Here is a 17,534-nt window from a genome sequence, read left to right on the forward strand (position 1 = left end):
GGAGACTGGAAAGTTTTAAGTTCATATTTCCTTCTCGATCAACACCTGACTGGACGGAGAATGGTTTTAGAGAAGTTCGTAATTCCATCAAGCCGGACCGACCAGCCGCACCGCACCGTCATCAGAATCGTCCACCCGCTCCGCTGTCAGCGCGGAGAAAAAGCGGCGCAGATGTTTCAGTACGCCGCCTGTAAACCAGATAGTTGTGACCACGCCCGTGCCCAGCGGGAGGACAACGGCCGCCCACCACCAAAAGCGGGACCAAACCTCTTCAGTCCACGGCGTAATCAGGTTTGAATGGTTCCAACAACCATAACGCCGACCCACATCATCCCTCAGCTGAAAACGCCAATGGCCACACACCGGTCCAAAACCGAGAACTTGTCGGTAATGCCAAGGATCCGGTACCAATGGAACCGCTTTTCTGTTTCTTCTTGTTTTTCAACCTTGTCCGTCTTCGACGGAGTATTTCCCGCGGTGCAGTAGGCGATCCATGTTGAAATCTTTTTTACAGGTCAGTAGAGAAACAATTACATAGACTGTAATAGCTGTGGCCGCCGCCGGACAGAAAGCGCCGACCACGGATGGCCGGGTTTTTGCGGTTTTCCTCTTTTCTTTGGCCTCAGCCTGCCCTGGTAAGTGTTCTGCATGGATAGCGGCAGGTCATAATAATGCTGATGATAATGCTACGCAATATTCCGATTTGGTGATAAGTTTATATGTTTCAACAATTTTATGCACATTTTGGCGGGGTGAAATTTATGAGGAGTCCTACTCAGCAGGAGATTGCCGATCGGCTGGGAATTTCCCGAGCGACGGTCAGCCGTGTTCTGCGTAATGCGGCCGGACCGAAGTCGAGTACGGCGGCGCGGATTATCGAAACGGCCCGCGAAATGGGGTATCGTTTGCCGGCGACGGCGAATACGGCGGCCCGGAAGGGGGCAGGTCGCCAGAAAGAAACGGTTTTGGGGTTGCTGCTTTGTACGCCGGATGAGCGCACGTCGGAGACCTCGGAGGTACCGATGCGAATCTTGCGCGGGGCAACGGATGCTGCCAGGGAACGCTGTCTTTTGCTTCACGTGGAATACATTACGGAGAGTTGTGCGGCAGCAATTGTTTCTCCGGAAGATGTTCCGGTGGCTTTTCGTAAGAAATCGGTTTCCGGGGTATTGCTTTCCGGTCGGTTAGAGGTTGAAACCGTTCGGCTGATTCAATCGCGACGACCCTGTGTGCGACTGAATCAGTCTGATCCCGGTATTCAGATGGATATTGTCGGACAGGATGATCGTACGGCGGTTCGCGAGCTCGTCATGCGCCTGAAAGAGCAGGGACATCGCAGGATCGGTTATTATTGCAGAGAGCCAAAAGCGAGTTATGCGCTTTCCCGTTTTGCCGGGTATGTCGAGGCTTTGGCGATGATGGGGCTGATTTATGAGCAGTCTGCAACGATTAATGTTTGGGAGCCGAGTGGGGAACAGGCTGTGGAGCGGGCTGTGGATGCGGTACGGGATGGAGTTTCTGCCTGGATTTGTGCCCATGATGGGTGCGCTTTTGATCTGGTGAGGCGTTTTCATAAGGAAGGAATTCGTGTTCCTCAGGATGTCTCGGTCTGTGGTTTTGACCATCTTCCGGCTCCTGCCGGTATGCCTGAGTTGATGACCATTGACTGGCCGCTGGAAGATATTGCCGCAGCCGGGGTTGATATGCTGCTGCAGCGAATTAATGAGCCGGCTCGTGCTCCGGCACAATTGGGATTTTGGGGGCGCGTCATTGATGGGCAGTCAACGGGGCCGGTGTCCGGGTTGTAGGCTATTTATGGATACGCGTTGCTGTACATTGTCTGCCTTTTGGCGCTGCAATGGGTTGTCTTGCTGGCCCCGTGATCCAAAGGCGGTTTAAAAAATGATGCAGTTGTTCATGCTTTCCGTGATGCTGGTCGTTTCCTGAAGATCGTGAACGAGAGCTTCGTGTTTGTTGATGTGGGCGCGCAAACAGTTCGGATCATTACGTTCTTAAAAAACGGGAGATCCGTGGCTCAGTCATTCGGTCTATAGGATGTTTATTCGCAGTTCAGCGATGGCTGTTGTCTCTGATGATATCGGGAATGTGCTTCCTTGTTGATCTCAACAGAGAGTCCGGGCGCCTGGATATCTGCGTTACGGCAGGCGTCGAGTGTGATATGGGCGTTCATTCTTCCGGTTGGCTGATACGAGTTGCTCGATTGAATGGTATTGCCGGCAAAGACCAGTCCGTCGACGGATCGGGCGTAGAGGATGCCGGGATCAAATGTTCGAAAGGTGTTGTTTTCAATTCGGATGTTGCGGTGGTAGCACTCGGTGTTTTTCCAGGGGGTGGCGATTTCGGGGTCGATGTCGATCGCGGTGCGGCCCCATGGCGCCGGGCCGTAACAGCAGTCGCCAAACTGGTTGTTGCGGATAATCACATCCTGTACGGCTCCGGACTCAAACCAGTAGTTGGCATCACCGCTGATTTTTACGCCTGCGCCGGCGGCCGAAATGTCATTGTTTTCGAGGATGATTTTCCCGGGGCTGGAGAGCAGATATCCACGGGCGCGGTTGTTGGCGCTGGTGCATCCGCTGATATGGACATCGGCGGTCCAGCTAAGGTTGTCAAGAATGTCGCCGGGGCGCCGGCTTTTCGGTAATGGTTTTTTAAAAACGATTTTGAAGAGTTGCGGGTTGAGCTCTTTTGTCGCCTTAACCGTCAGTCGGTCGTATGTGAGCTGGTCGTCGTGGTGGGCAATTCCCATAATGTCGCCGGGAAATGCAACTTCCACTCCGTGCTGTTCGGGGTGAACCCGTTCGGTGATTACCGTGAAATCATCCAGTGTTTCTTTGATACGTGTGTTGATGCCGTGCACGTTGGCCGGATCATCCATCTGACTGGAGAAGTATGAATCTTTGATGCGTATAAGGCCTTTGCAGTTTACAAAATGGCATGCGTCAACGGTGACTGAAAACAGGCGGTCTGTGCCGGGGGGCGGGCAGACGCTGCATCTGTCGACTGTAATGTTTTCCGAGAATTGGGCAATCAGGCCCATTCCGCCGCAGTGATGCAGTGTCACGTTGTTTATAATAACATTGCGGCTTTGTTTTATGTGAATGCCTGGGCAGAGACGCGGGTAATGGCGCAATAACAAAATATTTCCTATGGTTGGGCGGTGCGGAAAGCGGTTGTTGAACCGGATCCGGTTGGGCCCGATCTCCTGCGGGCAGAGGGTGCGCGGGTTGTGGTTGCCAAGATTGTCACCGCTCAGATAGGCCGGTCCGCCGGTGCGCGGGTCCATTTCGAAAATGCCTTCATGAAAGCCGTGCGACCATCCTTCGCCGTCAAACAGCAGAGTCCCGCCGCTTTCAAAGTGGTAGGGATACTGTTTGCGGTCGATTTCCACTTCGACACCGTTGTTGTCTGCTGCGGTGATGACGCCCTGTGAGTAGAAAGGACGTTGCCAATCGATTGAAAAGTTTTCCAGTGTTGCGTTTTCGCTCTGTTCAATAATGAACGGGACGATTTCGCCGTGGAAGATGAAGCGGGATCCGCCGCCGTCAATGGTTATGTTTTTCTTTCCGATAATTGGAAAGGCGACCCGTTTGAGGCTGTGGCGGTTGTTGGAGATGTAATAATACTTCTCAAATGCCTGATCCGGACGGAAATGGTATTCGTCCAGAGGGAATTTCAGCACCGTCCCGTCGTCTGCGTTTTTTAGTGCCTGGAAAACGATCGGGGTCATATCGTCGGTTTTTTGCAAGTAAATCTCAGTCATATTTGGCCGGTTGTTGGATTTTTAGAAACAGCTCTCGTGTTGTTTTATTAAGATAGTTTTAATCATATGTGCATAAAATTGCAACAAGATGTATTGCTAAAATGCAGTAAAACTGCATGTTTAAGGCCTTTATTGTTTTTGTTGATAAAAAAGTTGAGAAAAAATAATTTTAGTGGGATGGTGTGGTTCTGATAGGTTGTGCTTTGTTTGGAAACGGTACGTTGAAAGAAAGGGTGCAAAGGTGAAACAGTGGTTCGTGATCGTGACGGTGTTGGTTGCCGCCGGATTGGCTGATGCGGGGGTTATTTATTCAAATGACTTCGATGAAGCCTCAGGAACTGCGGCAAGTGAAACCCAGCCAGATACGACAATCGGTTCTTTCATATCGGCTTCGAGCGTCAGTATCATTACTGATGGCGGAGGGCGGTTGTACTGTTCTGCTCCCGGATATAATGAAAACTATCGGTTTCGGGTCGATCCGAACCCTTATGCTCTGAAAGCGTGGGATGGAATGAAGTTCACGGTTCGGCTGCGCGTTCCCTCAACTGCAGAATGGATTGGAATCGGATTTCATGGGGCTAACCGAAACGGGCTGCTGACTTCAGAGGTTAATTCCGGCCCATGGCTTCAGGTTGGCAGAAGTTATGTGAAGATTCGGGGCGGACATTCCACTTCAGGGACAGGTCAAATATTTGCCGACACTTATGAAGCCGGAACGACAAACACTCTGGAATTTACTTATCACTTTGATAATACGGTTGATTTGTCGGTTAACGGCACAATATTGACCAACGGGATGCCCGTTGAGCATATTAATGAGGGCGAGACTGAACCATCGGATCCGGTAATCGGCTGGCTTCAAATACAGTTCCGTCAACAGGACACGGTCGAAAACGGAGGAGCATTTGTTGACGACCTGACCGTTGAGACCCTTGATTATGTTCCGCAGGTGACCGGTGATGTCATTTATGACGATGATTTTTCCGGTTTGGCCGGAACTGCGCTGGCAAACAGTATTCCTGAGACCTCCCCGGATGGATATGCGATGAAATCCCTCAATATGGCTTTGGATGGAGCCGGACATGTGGCTTCGATGAATGGGACAACATCGGATGGATTTTGTATTAATCTGGGAGGGGCTCCGCTCAGTGATGACCCTCTTGTTGAAGCCGTAAAGCTGACCGCCAGATTGAAGACCCCGACAGCGAATTGGGTGGGGATTGGTTTTGCTGGAATTCATATTAACGGGCTGTTGCATCCGGATGGCAATTCCGGCCCGTGGGTCAAGGTGAACCCGACCAGTGTTCAGATTATTGGCGGGAACAGTACGGCTGGCGGATGGAGTACCTATTTCGATACACATGTTGCCGGAGAAGTGATCTTCGTTGAATTGACCTATTATCCGCACAGCCGGCTGGCGGACTTTGCTGTTAACGGAGTTGTGGCTGCCACCAACATTGAGATTGTTCATGAGTATCCGGCCGGAACGACAAATGCACCGGTTCTTCAGTGTTTATCCAGCACGTTCTTTTCCCAGCCGACGGTTGCTGCGGGAGGACCATATATTGACCAGTTGCGGGTGGAGACCTTTGAGATTTTGGATCCGTATGCGGCATGGGCGGCAACGTATGGACTGGATTTTTCAGAATCCGGAAAAAGTGACGACCCGGATGGGGACGGCATGGACAATTTTCTGGAATATGCGATTGGCGGTAACCCTGCATTTTCTGATGCATCAGGTGTTCGACCCTTTGCTCAAATTGAAAATGATGAGGTGATCTATATCTATAAGCGTCGTCTGGATGCGGTTTCTCGCGGCTTGACCTATTCGGTTCTGGTGAGAACGGATCTGGAGACCGGTTCGTGGACGAATATCGGCACATCGGCCGAAACCGGTTCCGGGGCGGTGGATGCGGATTATGAATCTGTGACGAACAGTATTCCCGCAACAAACCGGACCGGGTTTGCTTCACTGAAAGTGACAGGAGCTGAATAATTCATCCCGCATTTCTTTTAATATTTTCATGCCCCGGAAAGAATCGTGACTGATTTTTTCAGGGGCATGAATTAAAAAACAGTCTCGCGGGTTTGTTTGCTGGACGGTTATGCAGAAACTGACGGAAACCGGAGATCAGTTTAAGTCGAGAATGATATATATCAAACAATGGAGTTATCCAGTCGGAGAAACAGGGACTGTTATTTATGAAGACTAGAGTTAGTGATCGCCATACGGAGAAAAATATGCGGGAAGGAATGGGGAGATCTGTAGCTGCTCTTTCGGTCCTGATGGCCCTTTCTGCCGGTTCGGAGGATTTTTCGGAGACGGCTGATCCTGCAGCAGAACTGGTGCAGCAAATCCTGTCGGTGCGGGGGGAGCCCCTTCGGGATTTGCCCGGTCTGCGGGTTGTGCATGTTCGTGATTTCGGTGCGGTCCCCAACGACGACATTAATGACTTCGCGGCCATACAGGCGGCCGTTCAAGCTTTGGGAACAGGGAATGCGGAACTGCGCTTTGAACCCGGTGTGTATGACGTCGACCCCGGCGGAGGCGACTATTCGCAGAAAGAGCGGCCGATCCTGTTTTTCCAGGATTTGGAAAATGTTGTGGTGGACGGGCAGGGCGCACAGATCCTGATTAAACGTCCCAGCGTTGGGCTGTCTCAATCGCATGGATGCAGGAACATGATTGTGCGCAATCTCAGCATCGATTATGACCCGCTTCCGTTTTCCCAAGGGACCGTTATGTCCGTCAATCCGGCGGAAGGATGGATTGAAGTTAAAACCGACGACGGCTTTCCGGATCTGGACGATTCCCAGTTTGTGTCATACGGGTCATGGGGTATGCTGAAGGACCCGGCGGTTCCCGGAAAACTCAAGGATGGTGCACCGAATGTGTTGTTTCGGTCATCCTGCGAAAAGGTCGGTGAAGACCTGTTCCGAATCGTGCTGACCAATCCGTTTGATGAATTCCTGGCTGCCGGAGATCGGTATGCACAGATTTCCCGAGCGTCCGGTGGCTGCGAATATTACAACAGCGAAAACATAACGTTCGAGAACATCACTTTTTATGCCATACCGGGCTCGCTGTTTGTCGGTGCGGATACATCCCGGCTGAATGTGCTGAACTGCCGCGGGACGCTGAAAGACTGCCGGATGCTGGTGAGCGGCGCTGACGGAGTGCACTGCCAGGCCGCGCGGATCGGGCCGTGGATCGAAAGATGTGAGTTTGAGGGCCTTTCCGACGACTGCCTGAATGTCTACAGCCTGCCGTTTTATGTGCTGCAGGTTCACGGTCCTAAAACGCTTCGGATCACCCGCCCTGAGAGGATTCGCAAAGGCGATCCGCTGGTGTTTTTCCGCCCGCAGACCGGAGAAATCCTTGTCGAAACAGAAGTGGTCTCTCTGGAAAAGGATGTGGTGACACTGAGGGATGAAGTGCCCGAACTGAACCTGGCTGCAAAAGAAACAGAATACGATCAGCGCGGCTGGAAAATCTATGATCACGCCTACAATCCGAATGCAACCGGTAATTATTTTGTTTATCGCAATAACTATATGCATGACGGCCGTCGTTTCGGCGGGTTTATAAAAGCATCTTATGGACTGATTGAGAACAATCGTTTTGAACGGCTCTCCGATAACGGGCTGATGGTTCAGAATGAGCCGGATTGGCCCGAGGGATTCTGGGCTAATAATCTGGTGATACGCAATAATCGGATTCTGGACTGTGCCTTTATGAAGACCCGTATTCCGATGGAAATGGACTGGGGCATGCTGGGGCATCGATCCGCCGGCGGTTTTGAGCATCAGAATATCTTTTTTACGAGCAATACGGTTCGCGCTGTTGCCGGTCCGGCAGCACGGTTCAATTGCATTGATGGCCTGACTCTGGTCGGTAACACATTTCAAAGCGGCAGTGTGTCTGGAATGCTTGTGTCTGGAACCAATACGAGGGTTCGTGAGAATCGGGACAATACCCCGCAGAGCCGTATTGTGTTTGAATAGGAGTTTTGCGGGAATGGATAAAAAATTAAATGTTCTGCTGATCACCAGTGACCAGCAGCATTGGAATACATTGGGATTTCTGAATTCGGAAATTCATACACCGAACCTGGACCAGTTGGCTGCTCAAGGGATGGTGTTCAGTCGGACCTACTGCCCGAATCCAACCTGTACGCCGACGCGGGCGTCGATGATCACCGGCCAGTATCCAAGTCAGCACGGGGCCTGGTCCCTGGGTACGAAGCTGATGGACGATGTGCATACGGTGGGTGAGGATTTTGCCGCGGCGGGGTATCGTACTGCACTTGTCGGCAAGGCTCATTTCCAGCCGCTGGCTTCCACGGAGGAGTTTCCGTCTATGGAGGCATATCCGATTCTCCAGGATCTGGAGTTCTGGAAGGAGTTCAACGGTCCGTTTTACGGTTTTGAGCACGTCGAGCTGGCACGGAATCATACAGACGAGGCGCACGTCGGGCAGCATTATGCGCTGTGGATGGAGGAGAAGGGGTTTGCGAGCTGGCGGGATTCTTTCCGGACCCCGACGGGTACCCAGGACGCGCAGGAATATAGCTGGGATCTTCCGGAAGAGTTTCATTATAACACGTGGATTTCAGACCGTACCACTGGTCTGCTGGAAGATTACCAGCAGAACGATGAAAACTTTTTTCTATGGGCCAGCTTTTTTGATCCGCATCCCTCCTATCTGGTTCCGGAGCCGTGGGCATCCATGTATGATCCGGCTGCATTGACTTTGCCGGGACAACGAGATGAAGAGCATCGGGATAATCCGCTGCATTATCGGAAGACTCAGGAAAAGAACCCCGATTTTTCGATGTATGAAGAGCCGGGTGGGAATGTCTGCCATGGATTCGAATCACATCTTAGAACCGAAGAACAGCTGCGAAAGGATCTGGCCTGTTATTACGGAATGGTGTCCTGTCTCGACAAATATATTGGTCGTATTCTGGATCGGTTGGATGAACTGGGGCTCGCCGAAAATACGCTTGTGATTTTTACAACGGATCACGGGCATCTCTTTGGTCAGCACGGATTGGTTGCCAAGGGTGCATTCAACTATGAAGATCTTATCAGAATCCCGTTTATCGCCCGTCTGCCGGAAAGTATTGCTGCTGCATCGCAGAGTCCGGCGATGCAGTCGCTGGTTGACCTGGCTCCGACGATACTCGATTTCTGTGGCCTGCCGATTCCCCGCACGATGACAGGAATCAGCCAGAAGCCGGTCTGGCTGGGTGAAGCAGGTGGGGTTCGTGATCGCATTATGGTTGAAAATCGTCATCAGCCGTTTTTGGTGAACAGCAAAACCTATGTTGACCGACGATATAAGCTGACTGTCTATTGCGGCTCAGATGAGGGAGAGCTGTTTGATCTGCAGGAGGACCCGGGAGAATTCTATAACCGCTGGAAAGATCCGGGGTGCCGCGAATTAAGGAGCGAACTGATGCTGAAACTGATTCAGGCGGAAATGCAAAAAGAACCGATGCCCATGCCGCGGATTTCGATGGCTTAAGGAGACCTTGTACAATGAGCGAAAAACGATTGAATCTGATGGGGATTTTTAAATATGCCATCGGAGATGGAGCCTTTTCCATCACGATGAACGGTATGAATAATTTCGCCATGATTTATCTGACCCAGATTCTGGGCCTGAAAGCGGAATGGGCATCGCTGTCAATCAGTATTGCGATTCTGTGGGATGCGGTTACTGATCCGATCATGGGGCATATTTCTGATAACACCCGCACCCGCTGGGGGCGGAGGCATCCGTATGTTCTGGTCGGTGGTCTGCTCGCGGCAGTCTCGTTTGTTCTGTTCTGGACCGTTCCACAGGTGCTCGGTTCGACCGGGCTGATGTTTGCCGCAGCGGTGGTGATCAATCTGATGATTCGCACTGCATTGACGATCTATGCGGTTCCTTATACGGCACTCGGCTTCGAGATTTGCCCGGAATATGAAGATCGGGCGCGTTTGCAGGGAGTTCGTTTTTTCGTGAATCAGGTTACCAACTTTGTGTTCGGCGCGTTGGCGTGGCGGATGTTTTTTACCGAACGGTTGAATGACTCTGGAGAAATGACCGATGGATCACTGATCCCGTCAAATTATCTGATCATGGCCATTGTCCTTTCCTCGTTTATCGCCATTCTGGTTTCAGCCTGCTGCTTCGGAACGCGGCAGTTTGCGATCGATAACCGCGACGATGAGATTGAGGGAAACAACCTGAAAGAATTTTGGAACGACTTCTCGGATATTTTCAAAGACCGTCTGGCGGTCAACGTGTTTATGTTTTTTGTCGTCGCTCAGTTTTCTATGATGCTGATGTCGCAGACCCAGATGTTCACCTACATCTTCTACATGAAATTCAGTGCGCTCGAAAAAACCATTGTACATGGCGGCGGCATGCTGGCTTTTGCGTTCTGTTCATTGAACCTTTCGAAACTGGTTACACGTTTCGATAAAAAACCGGCAGGTTATATCGGCATGGCGCTTGCCATGTTCGGCGGACTGGGCCTGATGGTGGTTTTCCGGGGCGGGTTGATGGCGCCTCAGGCCGGACCGTTTAATATCGGTGGCGAAACGCTGCATCTTTCCATGCTGGTGTTTGCTTTTCTTCAGATGTGCTGGTGGGGCGGGTGCGGCATGGTTGTGCCTTTGGCCAGCTCTATGATCGCGGATGTCGCGGCGATTAATGAGAAAAAGACCGGCAAGACAAAAAATGCCAGTTATGCCTCTGTCTTTACCTTTTGCCAGAAAGCGGCCGGTTCGATCGGGATCATCATTTGCGGGAAGATTCTATCCCTGTCCGGTATTGTTTCCGGGGCGAAGGACCAGACCGTGGATGCTTCGAATAATATTGCCCTGATGACTTTTATCAGCGGTCCCATTGTCATTGCCGGAGCCATGTTGCTTCTTCGCCGCTACCCGATCACCCGCGACACTATCAGAAAACTCACGGAATAAACTGCTGGAGACTGTGTTGTGAACTTGTTGCTGCTCTCCGTCATTTTTCTGGTATCCGGTCCGAAGGGCCAACCGACCACGGCGTTGTATTCAAACGGTTTCTCTGGCGCGGTGGGCACCGTTGCGACCGAATCATCACCGGTTCATGACATTCAGGATTATTATTCCGCATCCACCGCGACCGCACAAATGGACGGCGAGGGGCACCTGCAAAGTGTGAATCCGGACCAGGCGGCAGCCACTTACCGGTTCCGTCTGGATCCAACCGGCGCTCCGTCTGAAAAATTCGGCGCGGTTAAGCTGACTGCGGATGTGCGGGTGCCGTCAGAGAATTGGGTCGGCTTTGGATTTCACGGAGCGGATGCGGGCGGAATTCTTACTCAGGGGGCTGATGCCGGACCGTGGGCGCTGATTGCGCCAACGTATACCCGCGTTTTCGGCGGTTGTGTAACCAGCAATGCTTTGGACATAATCAGAACTGACGGGCTTTGTTCTGCCGGGGATTGGATCACTTTGGATGTGACATATTTCTGCCGGACGGAAACCGTTTCTCTGCAGATCAACGACCATCTCCTGATCGACCGGCAGCCGATCAGTCATACCGCCTCTTTTAGCGGCCAAACGGAGACTCCTTCACTGCAGTGGGCGCAGGTTCAGTTTTTCTATCAGGAAGCCGGAACAAACGGAGGCGGGATCGTTGACCGTTTAATAATCGAAACGTATCCCGGTCTGCAGGGTCCGGAAGATCAGGCAGCGATGATTACTCCTCATCCGCAGTTCCTATGGAATGAAGACAGTTTTGAATACGGCAGCGAGCCGATTGATGCATATCAGGTGCAAATCTCCACCGAGAGTGGATTCCGCCTGCTGGTTGTGGACGATACAATACAGACTACCCGGTATGTTCCGGTTGACCCGCTTGCTGCCGGCGACTATTGGTGGCGGGTTCGCGCTTTGCGGGACAGCGGCCCCGGGAACTGGTCCTTGGCCCGCCGGCTGACCATTACGGAACCAGCCGGTGTTTACACGGTTCCTTCAGGATCGTCTGCATCTGATATCGCGGCGGTTTTGGCCGTTGCGGATAACAACAGTCCGGCCATGGTTCGGTTTGAGCGGGGAACCTATCGGGTGGCGCCTTCTTCCGACAGTTCTGTCTTGAGTCTTAACGGAGCATCGGACCTGATTATTGACGGGAACGGATCAACGGTGATGATTGAAACCCCGGATGCCGGATTCAGTTCGCTGAAAAGCTGCACCAATGTAACCGTGCGGAATTTCAGTATCGATTATGATCCATTGCCGTTTGCCTTCGGGACAGTCACTGCTGTCGATACAGGGAATAACACCTTCGACCTGCAGCTGTGGGACGGAACTCCGCGGCTTGATGATGATCATATGGCCGCTGCGCAGCTGGCTGGTAACGGGTGGGGAGTGCTTTTGGATACAAAGGTTCCCGGACGGCTTAAAAGCAATGTGAATGATTTTTATCGCACGGAAGATTCATTTGCGCAGGTTGATACCAATATATTCCGGCTTGCCCTGACGGCAGCGCATCAATATCGGATCAGTGATTTTTCGATAAATGATATTTTCGTAAAGCTCTCCCGGCAGCAGGGGTTGAATTATGTGTTTAAATCCAAAGACCTGACGTTTTACAAGGTGGTCACCTATGCAGCGGCCGGTGCCAACCTGGTCGGCTCTTACTGCGACAGTGTGAACGTTCTTCGAAGTGGAAGCAGGATCGCCGACGGACGGTGGGCGTCCGGCTGTGCGGATGGCGTACATTGCCAGAATTTCCGTAATGGCCCCTGGGTGCAGGGATGCAGTTATCAGGGAATTATGGATGATGGAGCCAATATCTACGCCATTCCAATGTATGTTCGGCAGAAGTTTTCAAATACATCTTTCCGGTTTTATAATACAGCGACGTACGATTTGAGAGCGGACGACCAGTTGACCTTCTTTGATCCATTGTCCGGCTGGCCGATTGGAGGTGCACGCATCGTTTCCAGCACTGCGACCAATGTTTCCGGCGTTAATTATGTCGATATCACGCTGGACGCAGCAATTGAGGGTGCGATCAGCGCAGGAACATCGAAGATCCACACAACGGTCTACAATGTAAGTCGCAACGGGAAGGGGTTCGTTTTTCGGAGAAATACATTCGGTGATTCGCGTCGCTATGGGCTTTTTATCAAGAGTTCGGATGGTTTGATTGTGGAAAATACGTTCGAAGGGCTGAGCGGTCCGGCAATTACGGTGCAGAACAATCCCGGATGGCCGGAAGGCCTGAATTCGAGCGGGCTTTCAGTAATCAGCAACCTGATTAACGGGTGCACCTTTTCCAGTTATATCCTGAATCAGGAGCGCGGAAGTATTGAGCTGCAGGCGAAGGGGTATAACGGGACGGCAGAGTTTGAGTCGTCATGGAAAGGTCAGTCCGACATCTGCATACAGGGAAATACGATTGTAGACTGGCAGCGCCGGGCGATTCGCGCACATTGCGCCGAGAATCTTTTGGTCGAAGGAAATGTCATTGCAAACACGGTCGACAGCTTTGCCGCGGGGCAGTCTAATTATGCAATTTATTTGAAGAATACTGCGAATGCATTCGTTTGGGATAATCAGATTGATGATTCCCGTTCACTGACCGGAACAATCGAGGTTCAGAACAGCACGAACGTGGTTGTTCTGGGAAATACGGTGCCGTAACTAAAAAAAAGGATATTTGATATGAAGCGACGTGAATTTCATAAGGCAGGAACACTCTTTTTTACAGCGGTTGGTGCCGGCCGGCTCGGTTTTTCCTTTGTTCCCGGCGAATCATTTGACGATGGTCCTTACAAAAACACAATCGCCTTTCGCAAGCCGCCGCGGATTATCAAAGAAGAGGAGGATGGTTTTCTATGGGCGGATGCCGCTGATTTTCAAAATTACGGCGGATGGGCACTCGATACGCAGTTTGCCGGATTTATGGGATCGTCGTATCTGATTGCGCATGGAACCGGAACTCCGGTGAACGATGCGGTGCTGGAAATTCCGGACGTGACGGCTGGGCGTTACCGCATCTGGGTGCGCAGCAAGAACTGGATTCCGGAATATTCACCCGGACGTTTTACTTTGTCCGTAAACGGTCAGGACTGCGAATCGCAATTCGGAGTTCAGTCGTCGGCAGGATGGAGCTGGGAAGACGGCGGAGAGCATCAGCTCCCCGAAGGAAAAACCGTGTTGTTCCTGAAGGACCTGACCGGTTATTACGGACGTTGTTCTTCTGTGATTCTCACTCGGGATTTAAAGTATAAACCGCCGGCTGGACTGGAGGCGTTCAGACGGGAGCGCGCCCGACTGTCCGGGGTGTCCGACGTTCCTGAATCTGCCGGGAAGTACGATGTCGTGGTTGTTGGAGCCGGAACCGCCGGCTGCTGCGCAGCTATCGCTTCCGCCCGCATGGGCGCAAAGACGGTTTTGATTTCCGACCGGCCGGTTGTGGGCGGCAACGCCAGCATCGAGCTCGGCGTGCCCGTGCAGGGGGCCGCCAAGTTCCACGAACACGCCAGAGAGGGAGGAATTATCGAGGAAGCCGGCCGGATGGCTGCGGTGAAAGACAGCGTGATCCTGACTCGTCCGTTTGCCGACCTGATCGCCGCGGAACCGGGTCTGACAGTCGTTGAAAACATGTTTCTGGAAGGTGTGGAGAAAGACCGCGGAGGGAAAATAAAAGCCGCGCTGGCTCGCGACACCCTGACCGGAGCCCGCCGGCAATTTGCCGGAAAAATCTTTGTGGATACCACCGGTGACAGCTGGCTCGGTTATCATGCAGGTGCAGAGCATCGTCTTGGCCGGGAAGCTCGAGATGAGTACAGTGAGAGTCTTGCGCCGGACATTGCGGATAACATCACCATGAGCGGCTGCCTGCGGGGGCCGCATGAAAGTTTCCAGCGCTGCATTTTTTACCGGACTGTAAAAACCGGAGCGCCTCAGTCGTACACGGCTCCGGAATGGGTTTATGATCTGCCGGAATTTCCTGTGTTTTCTCATGGGAGGGGCCATCCGGATAAGCTGGAGTCCTTCGCAAAAAACGGTATATGGTGGATTGAATACCCCGGAACAACCGATGATCTGAATGATCCCGAAGGTGCGCGGGACGAGCTTTTGCGCATCAATTTTTCATTCTGGAACCACATGAAGAATATCTGGCCGGAGAGAGGACGCCTTGCGGAATTCAGGCTTGATTATGTTCCTTTTTCGAATGCCAAGCGCGAAACCCGTCGGCTGATAGGTGATTATGTGCTGAACCAGAATGATTGTGTCGCGGACCGGCATTTTGAGGATGCCATCGGCCATGCAGGCTGGATGCTCGATATTCATGCAACGAAGGGAATCTTCTCAACGACCGGCCCCTTTGATTCGCATCAGAAAATTCCAGTCTGTGAAATTCCGTATCGCTGCCTCTATTCCCGCAATATTGAAAACCTGATGATGGCCGGACGCAATATCAGTGTAACCCATTATGCGCTGGGAACCGTGCGGGTTCAGGGGCAGACCTCCCTTACGGGTCAGGCTGCCGGAACGGCCGCAGCGTTGGCCTGCTTGAACGGAACGACTCCGCGGGCAATTTACGAAAAGCATATCGGACAGCTTCAGCAGACACTGCTGAAAGAGGATCAGTTTATTCCCAAGGTGTTGAATTGTGACTCGCAAGACCTGGCCCGGACGGCATCGGTTCGGGCATCCGGTTCTGCGCCCAATTGCGCGCCCGAAAATGTGATTAACGGAATTGCGCGGCCGTGGCCGGGCGAGTCCAACATCTGGCGCTCCGCCGCCGGTGAGGCCCTGCCGCAGTGGATCGAACTGACGCTGCAGGAGCCGGCTGAAATTTCCATGGTTCAGTGCGCGTTTGATACCGATCTGAGTGTTCCGCTCCCGAACCAGCGATGCAGCTGTCCAAAGGGGTGTGTGCGCAACTATTTCATTGAGGTGTATGCGGATGGGCAGTGGAAAACAGTTGCTCGTGAAACCGGTAATTTTCAGCGGTTTCGGCGTCATTCATTTTCACCGGTGATTGCGGAGAAAGTCCGTCTGGTTGCTGAGTCTGTTCAGGATGTGTCACAGGCAATTGTTCATGAGATCCGGATTTATAAAAACAACCGTCCGGCGGTTCTTTGGGAGGAGCCGATATGATCCGGAAATGTTTGACAGCCGCAGTATCGTCCGTACTTACGGTTGCTGCGGTTCAGGAGAAGCCCAACATCCTTTTTATTGTAACCGATGATCAGGACTTCGCCACTATCGGTGCCTATGGTGGAAATGTCCTGACGCCCAATATGGATCGAATTGCCAGAGAGGGAATGCGTTTTAATCGGGGATACTGCACCTCCAGCAGCTGTGCGCCGAGCCGCTACGGCATTATGACCGGCCGTCTTGCCAGTCGCTGTTCCGCAAAGGAATTCGGAGCAAAGAACGCGCCGGGCGAACAGGCCTATATCACCAACGACGCCATCGTTCTGGAACCCGATCGTCCGACTCTGCCGCAGGCGCTTCAGGCCGGCGGATATCGTACCGGAATTACCGGCAAATGGCACCTCGGTCCGCATCACTATGAAACCATCGGAATGCAGAATGTTTCCAAGGATTGGAAACTGGGCGACCCTGAAGCCGATGTCGTCCTTCAGGAAAACCAGCGGAAGATTGCAGCGTATTTTAAAACACTCGGCTTCGAGTACACCGCGAACATGTACTGGGACAATGTCGGCGAGTGGTCGGTGTACATTGACGGATACAACGCCCAGAATCTGGAGTGGACCGTTGACGGCGCGCTGAAATTCCTTGATCAGCAGGATGACCGTCCGTTCTTCTTCTGGTTTGCTCCGCTGCAGATGCACAACCCGTGCGGTGCGGTCAAAGAGTTTGCTCCGCTGGTTGGCAGTGAGCGAATTACACCCGCCGGACTGCTCGCCGAAGCTCCGCAGGTGCAGCCGCCGCGCTCCACCATTCTGTCGCGTCTGGAAGAGGCCGGTGTTCCGCTGAAAATTCCGCAAACAGACGCCTGTGTGAAATACGGGACGGAGTATGTTCTCTGGCTGGATGATGGAATCGGTGCGATTCTCAACAAACTCGATCAAATGGGTGTTGCCGACAATACGCTGGTGGTGTTTTTCAGTGACAACGCCACTTGGGGAAAATTCCACACCTATGAACGCGGCTGCAATGTGCCGCTGATGATGCGCTGGCCGGACCGGATTAAAGCAGGTTCTGTCACCGATGCGCTGGTTGCCAACGTCGACTTTGCTCCGACGGTTCTGGCTGCGGCCGGGCTGGATGTTCCTGCCGATCTTGGAACGGACGGCGTGAACCAGCTCCCGCTTCTGGACGGAGAAAAACCGTCCGTCCGGGAAACCGTGATGCTGGAGTTCGGAACATCGCGTTCCATCTCCGACGGGAAATGGAAGTACATTGCAATCCGCCACACCGATCGCGACCGGGAATTTGAAAAAAAGACCGGCCTGCCGTCCGGCCACTGGGGCGCCGGAGAAACCGTTCCGCGGTTCAAGGGACTTCAGGGCTGGCGTAAATGGCACGAAAAAAACTATCCGGCCTATTACGACAGCGACCAGTTGTACGACCTTGAAAAAGATCCGGAAGAGCAAAGCAATCTGGCCGCCAATCCGGAATATGCCGATGTGCTCGTGCGGATGAAAAAAATGATGACGGACGAAATGAAGGAGCTGTCGCGCCCGTTCGGAGAATTTAAAAACTGAAAGGAAGATGATGA

Annotated in this window: 10 protein-coding genes; 8 read left to right on the plus strand and 2 right to left on the minus strand. The window is 52.5% G+C overall.

Going from position 1 to position 17,534, the window contains the following annotated elements:
• Positions 1–87: 87 nt before the first annotated feature.
• A complete protein-coding gene (locus tag GT409_RS10885; protein ID WP_160629115.1) occupies positions 88–327 on the minus strand; it encodes a hypothetical protein in 240 nt (79 codons plus the stop codon).
• A gap of 434 nt (positions 328–761) precedes the next feature.
• Here GT409_RS10885 and GT409_RS10890 point away from each other — a divergent pair, with 434 nt between their 5' ends.
• Complete coding sequence (locus GT409_RS10890; RefSeq protein ID WP_160629116.1) at positions 762–1,808, plus strand: LacI family DNA-binding transcriptional regulator; 1,047 nt, start codon at positions 762–764, stop codon at positions 1,806–1,808.
• 251 nt (positions 1,809–2,059) lie between these two features.
• Here GT409_RS10890 and GT409_RS10895 read toward each other — a convergent pair whose 3' ends face one another.
• Positions 2,060–3,784 carry a right-handed parallel beta-helix repeat-containing protein gene (locus GT409_RS10895; RefSeq protein WP_160629117.1) on the minus strand — a complete coding sequence of 575 codons (1,725 nt, stop codon included), beginning with the start codon at positions 3,782–3,784 and terminating at the stop codon, positions 2,060–2,062.
• A 241-nt stretch (positions 3,785–4,025) separates the two neighbouring features.
• Between GT409_RS10895 and GT409_RS10900 the strand changes: the two genes are divergently transcribed.
• The 7 genes from GT409_RS10900 (at position 4,026) to GT409_RS10930 (ending at position 17,520) form a co-directional block, all read left to right on the plus strand.
• Complete coding sequence (locus GT409_RS10900; RefSeq protein ID WP_160629118.1) at positions 4,026–5,780, plus strand: hypothetical protein; 1,755 nt, start codon at positions 4,026–4,028, stop codon at positions 5,778–5,780.
• A gap of 206 nt (positions 5,781–5,986) precedes the next feature.
• Positions 5,987–7,789, plus strand: a complete 1,803-nt coding sequence (locus tag GT409_RS10905; protein ID WP_160629119.1) for a right-handed parallel beta-helix repeat-containing protein — start codon at positions 5,987–5,989, stop codon at positions 7,787–7,789.
• A 13-nt stretch (positions 7,790–7,802) separates the two neighbouring features.
• Positions 7,803–9,314: a sulfatase family protein gene (locus tag GT409_RS10910; protein ID WP_160629120.1), complete on the plus strand. Its 1,512-nt coding sequence runs from the start codon at positions 7,803–7,805 to the stop codon at positions 9,312–9,314.
• A gap of 14 nt (positions 9,315–9,328) precedes the next feature.
• Complete coding sequence (locus GT409_RS10915; protein ID WP_160629121.1) at positions 9,329–10,762, plus strand: MFS transporter; 1,434 nt, start codon at positions 9,329–9,331, stop codon at positions 10,760–10,762.
• Between the two features lie 18 nt (positions 10,763–10,780).
• Entirely contained in the window at positions 10,781–13,474 is a 2,694-nt protein-coding gene (locus GT409_RS10920; RefSeq protein WP_160629122.1) for a right-handed parallel beta-helix repeat-containing protein, read from the plus strand.
• A 21-nt stretch (positions 13,475–13,495) separates the two neighbouring features.
• Positions 13,496–15,943, plus strand: a complete 2,448-nt coding sequence (locus tag GT409_RS10925) for an FAD-dependent oxidoreductase (RefSeq protein WP_160629123.1) — start codon at positions 13,496–13,498, stop codon at positions 15,941–15,943.
• On the plus strand, positions 15,940–17,520 hold the full coding sequence (locus tag GT409_RS10930) for a sulfatase family protein (protein WP_160629124.1): 1,581 nt from the start codon (positions 15,940–15,942) through the stop codon (positions 17,518–17,520). The genes GT409_RS10925 and GT409_RS10930 overlap by 4 nt, the downstream gene beginning before the upstream one ends.
• Positions 17,521–17,534: the final 14 nt, after the last annotated feature.

The sequence above is a fragment of the Tichowtungia aerotolerans genome (assembly GCF_009905215.1).
In the GTDB taxonomy this organism is placed as follows: Bacteria; Verrucomicrobiota; Kiritimatiellia; order Kiritimatiellales; family Tichowtungiaceae; genus Tichowtungia; species Tichowtungia aerotolerans.

Coding starts and splice junctions, on each gene's coding strand:
- GT409_RS10890 (WP_160629116.1), top strand. CDS start 762: ATGAGGAGTCCTACTCAGCAGGAGATTGCCGATCGGCTGGGAATTTCC.
- GT409_RS10895 (WP_160629117.1), bottom strand. CDS start 3,784: ATGACTGAGATTTACTTGCAAAAAACCGACGATATGACCCCGATCGTT.
- GT409_RS10905 (WP_160629119.1), top strand. CDS start 5,987: ATGAAGACTAGAGTTAGTGATCGCCATACGGAGAAAAATATGCGGGAA.
- GT409_RS10910 (WP_160629120.1), top strand. CDS start 7,803: ATGGATAAAAAATTAAATGTTCTGCTGATCACCAGTGACCAGCAGCAT.
- GT409_RS10915 (WP_160629121.1), top strand. CDS start 9,329: ATGAGCGAAAAACGATTGAATCTGATGGGGATTTTTAAATATGCCATC.
- GT409_RS10925 (WP_160629123.1), top strand. CDS start 13,496: ATGAAGCGACGTGAATTTCATAAGGCAGGAACACTCTTTTTTACAGCG.
- GT409_RS10930 (WP_160629124.1), top strand. CDS start 15,940: ATGATCCGGAAATGTTTGACAGCCGCAGTATCGTCCGTACTTACGGTT.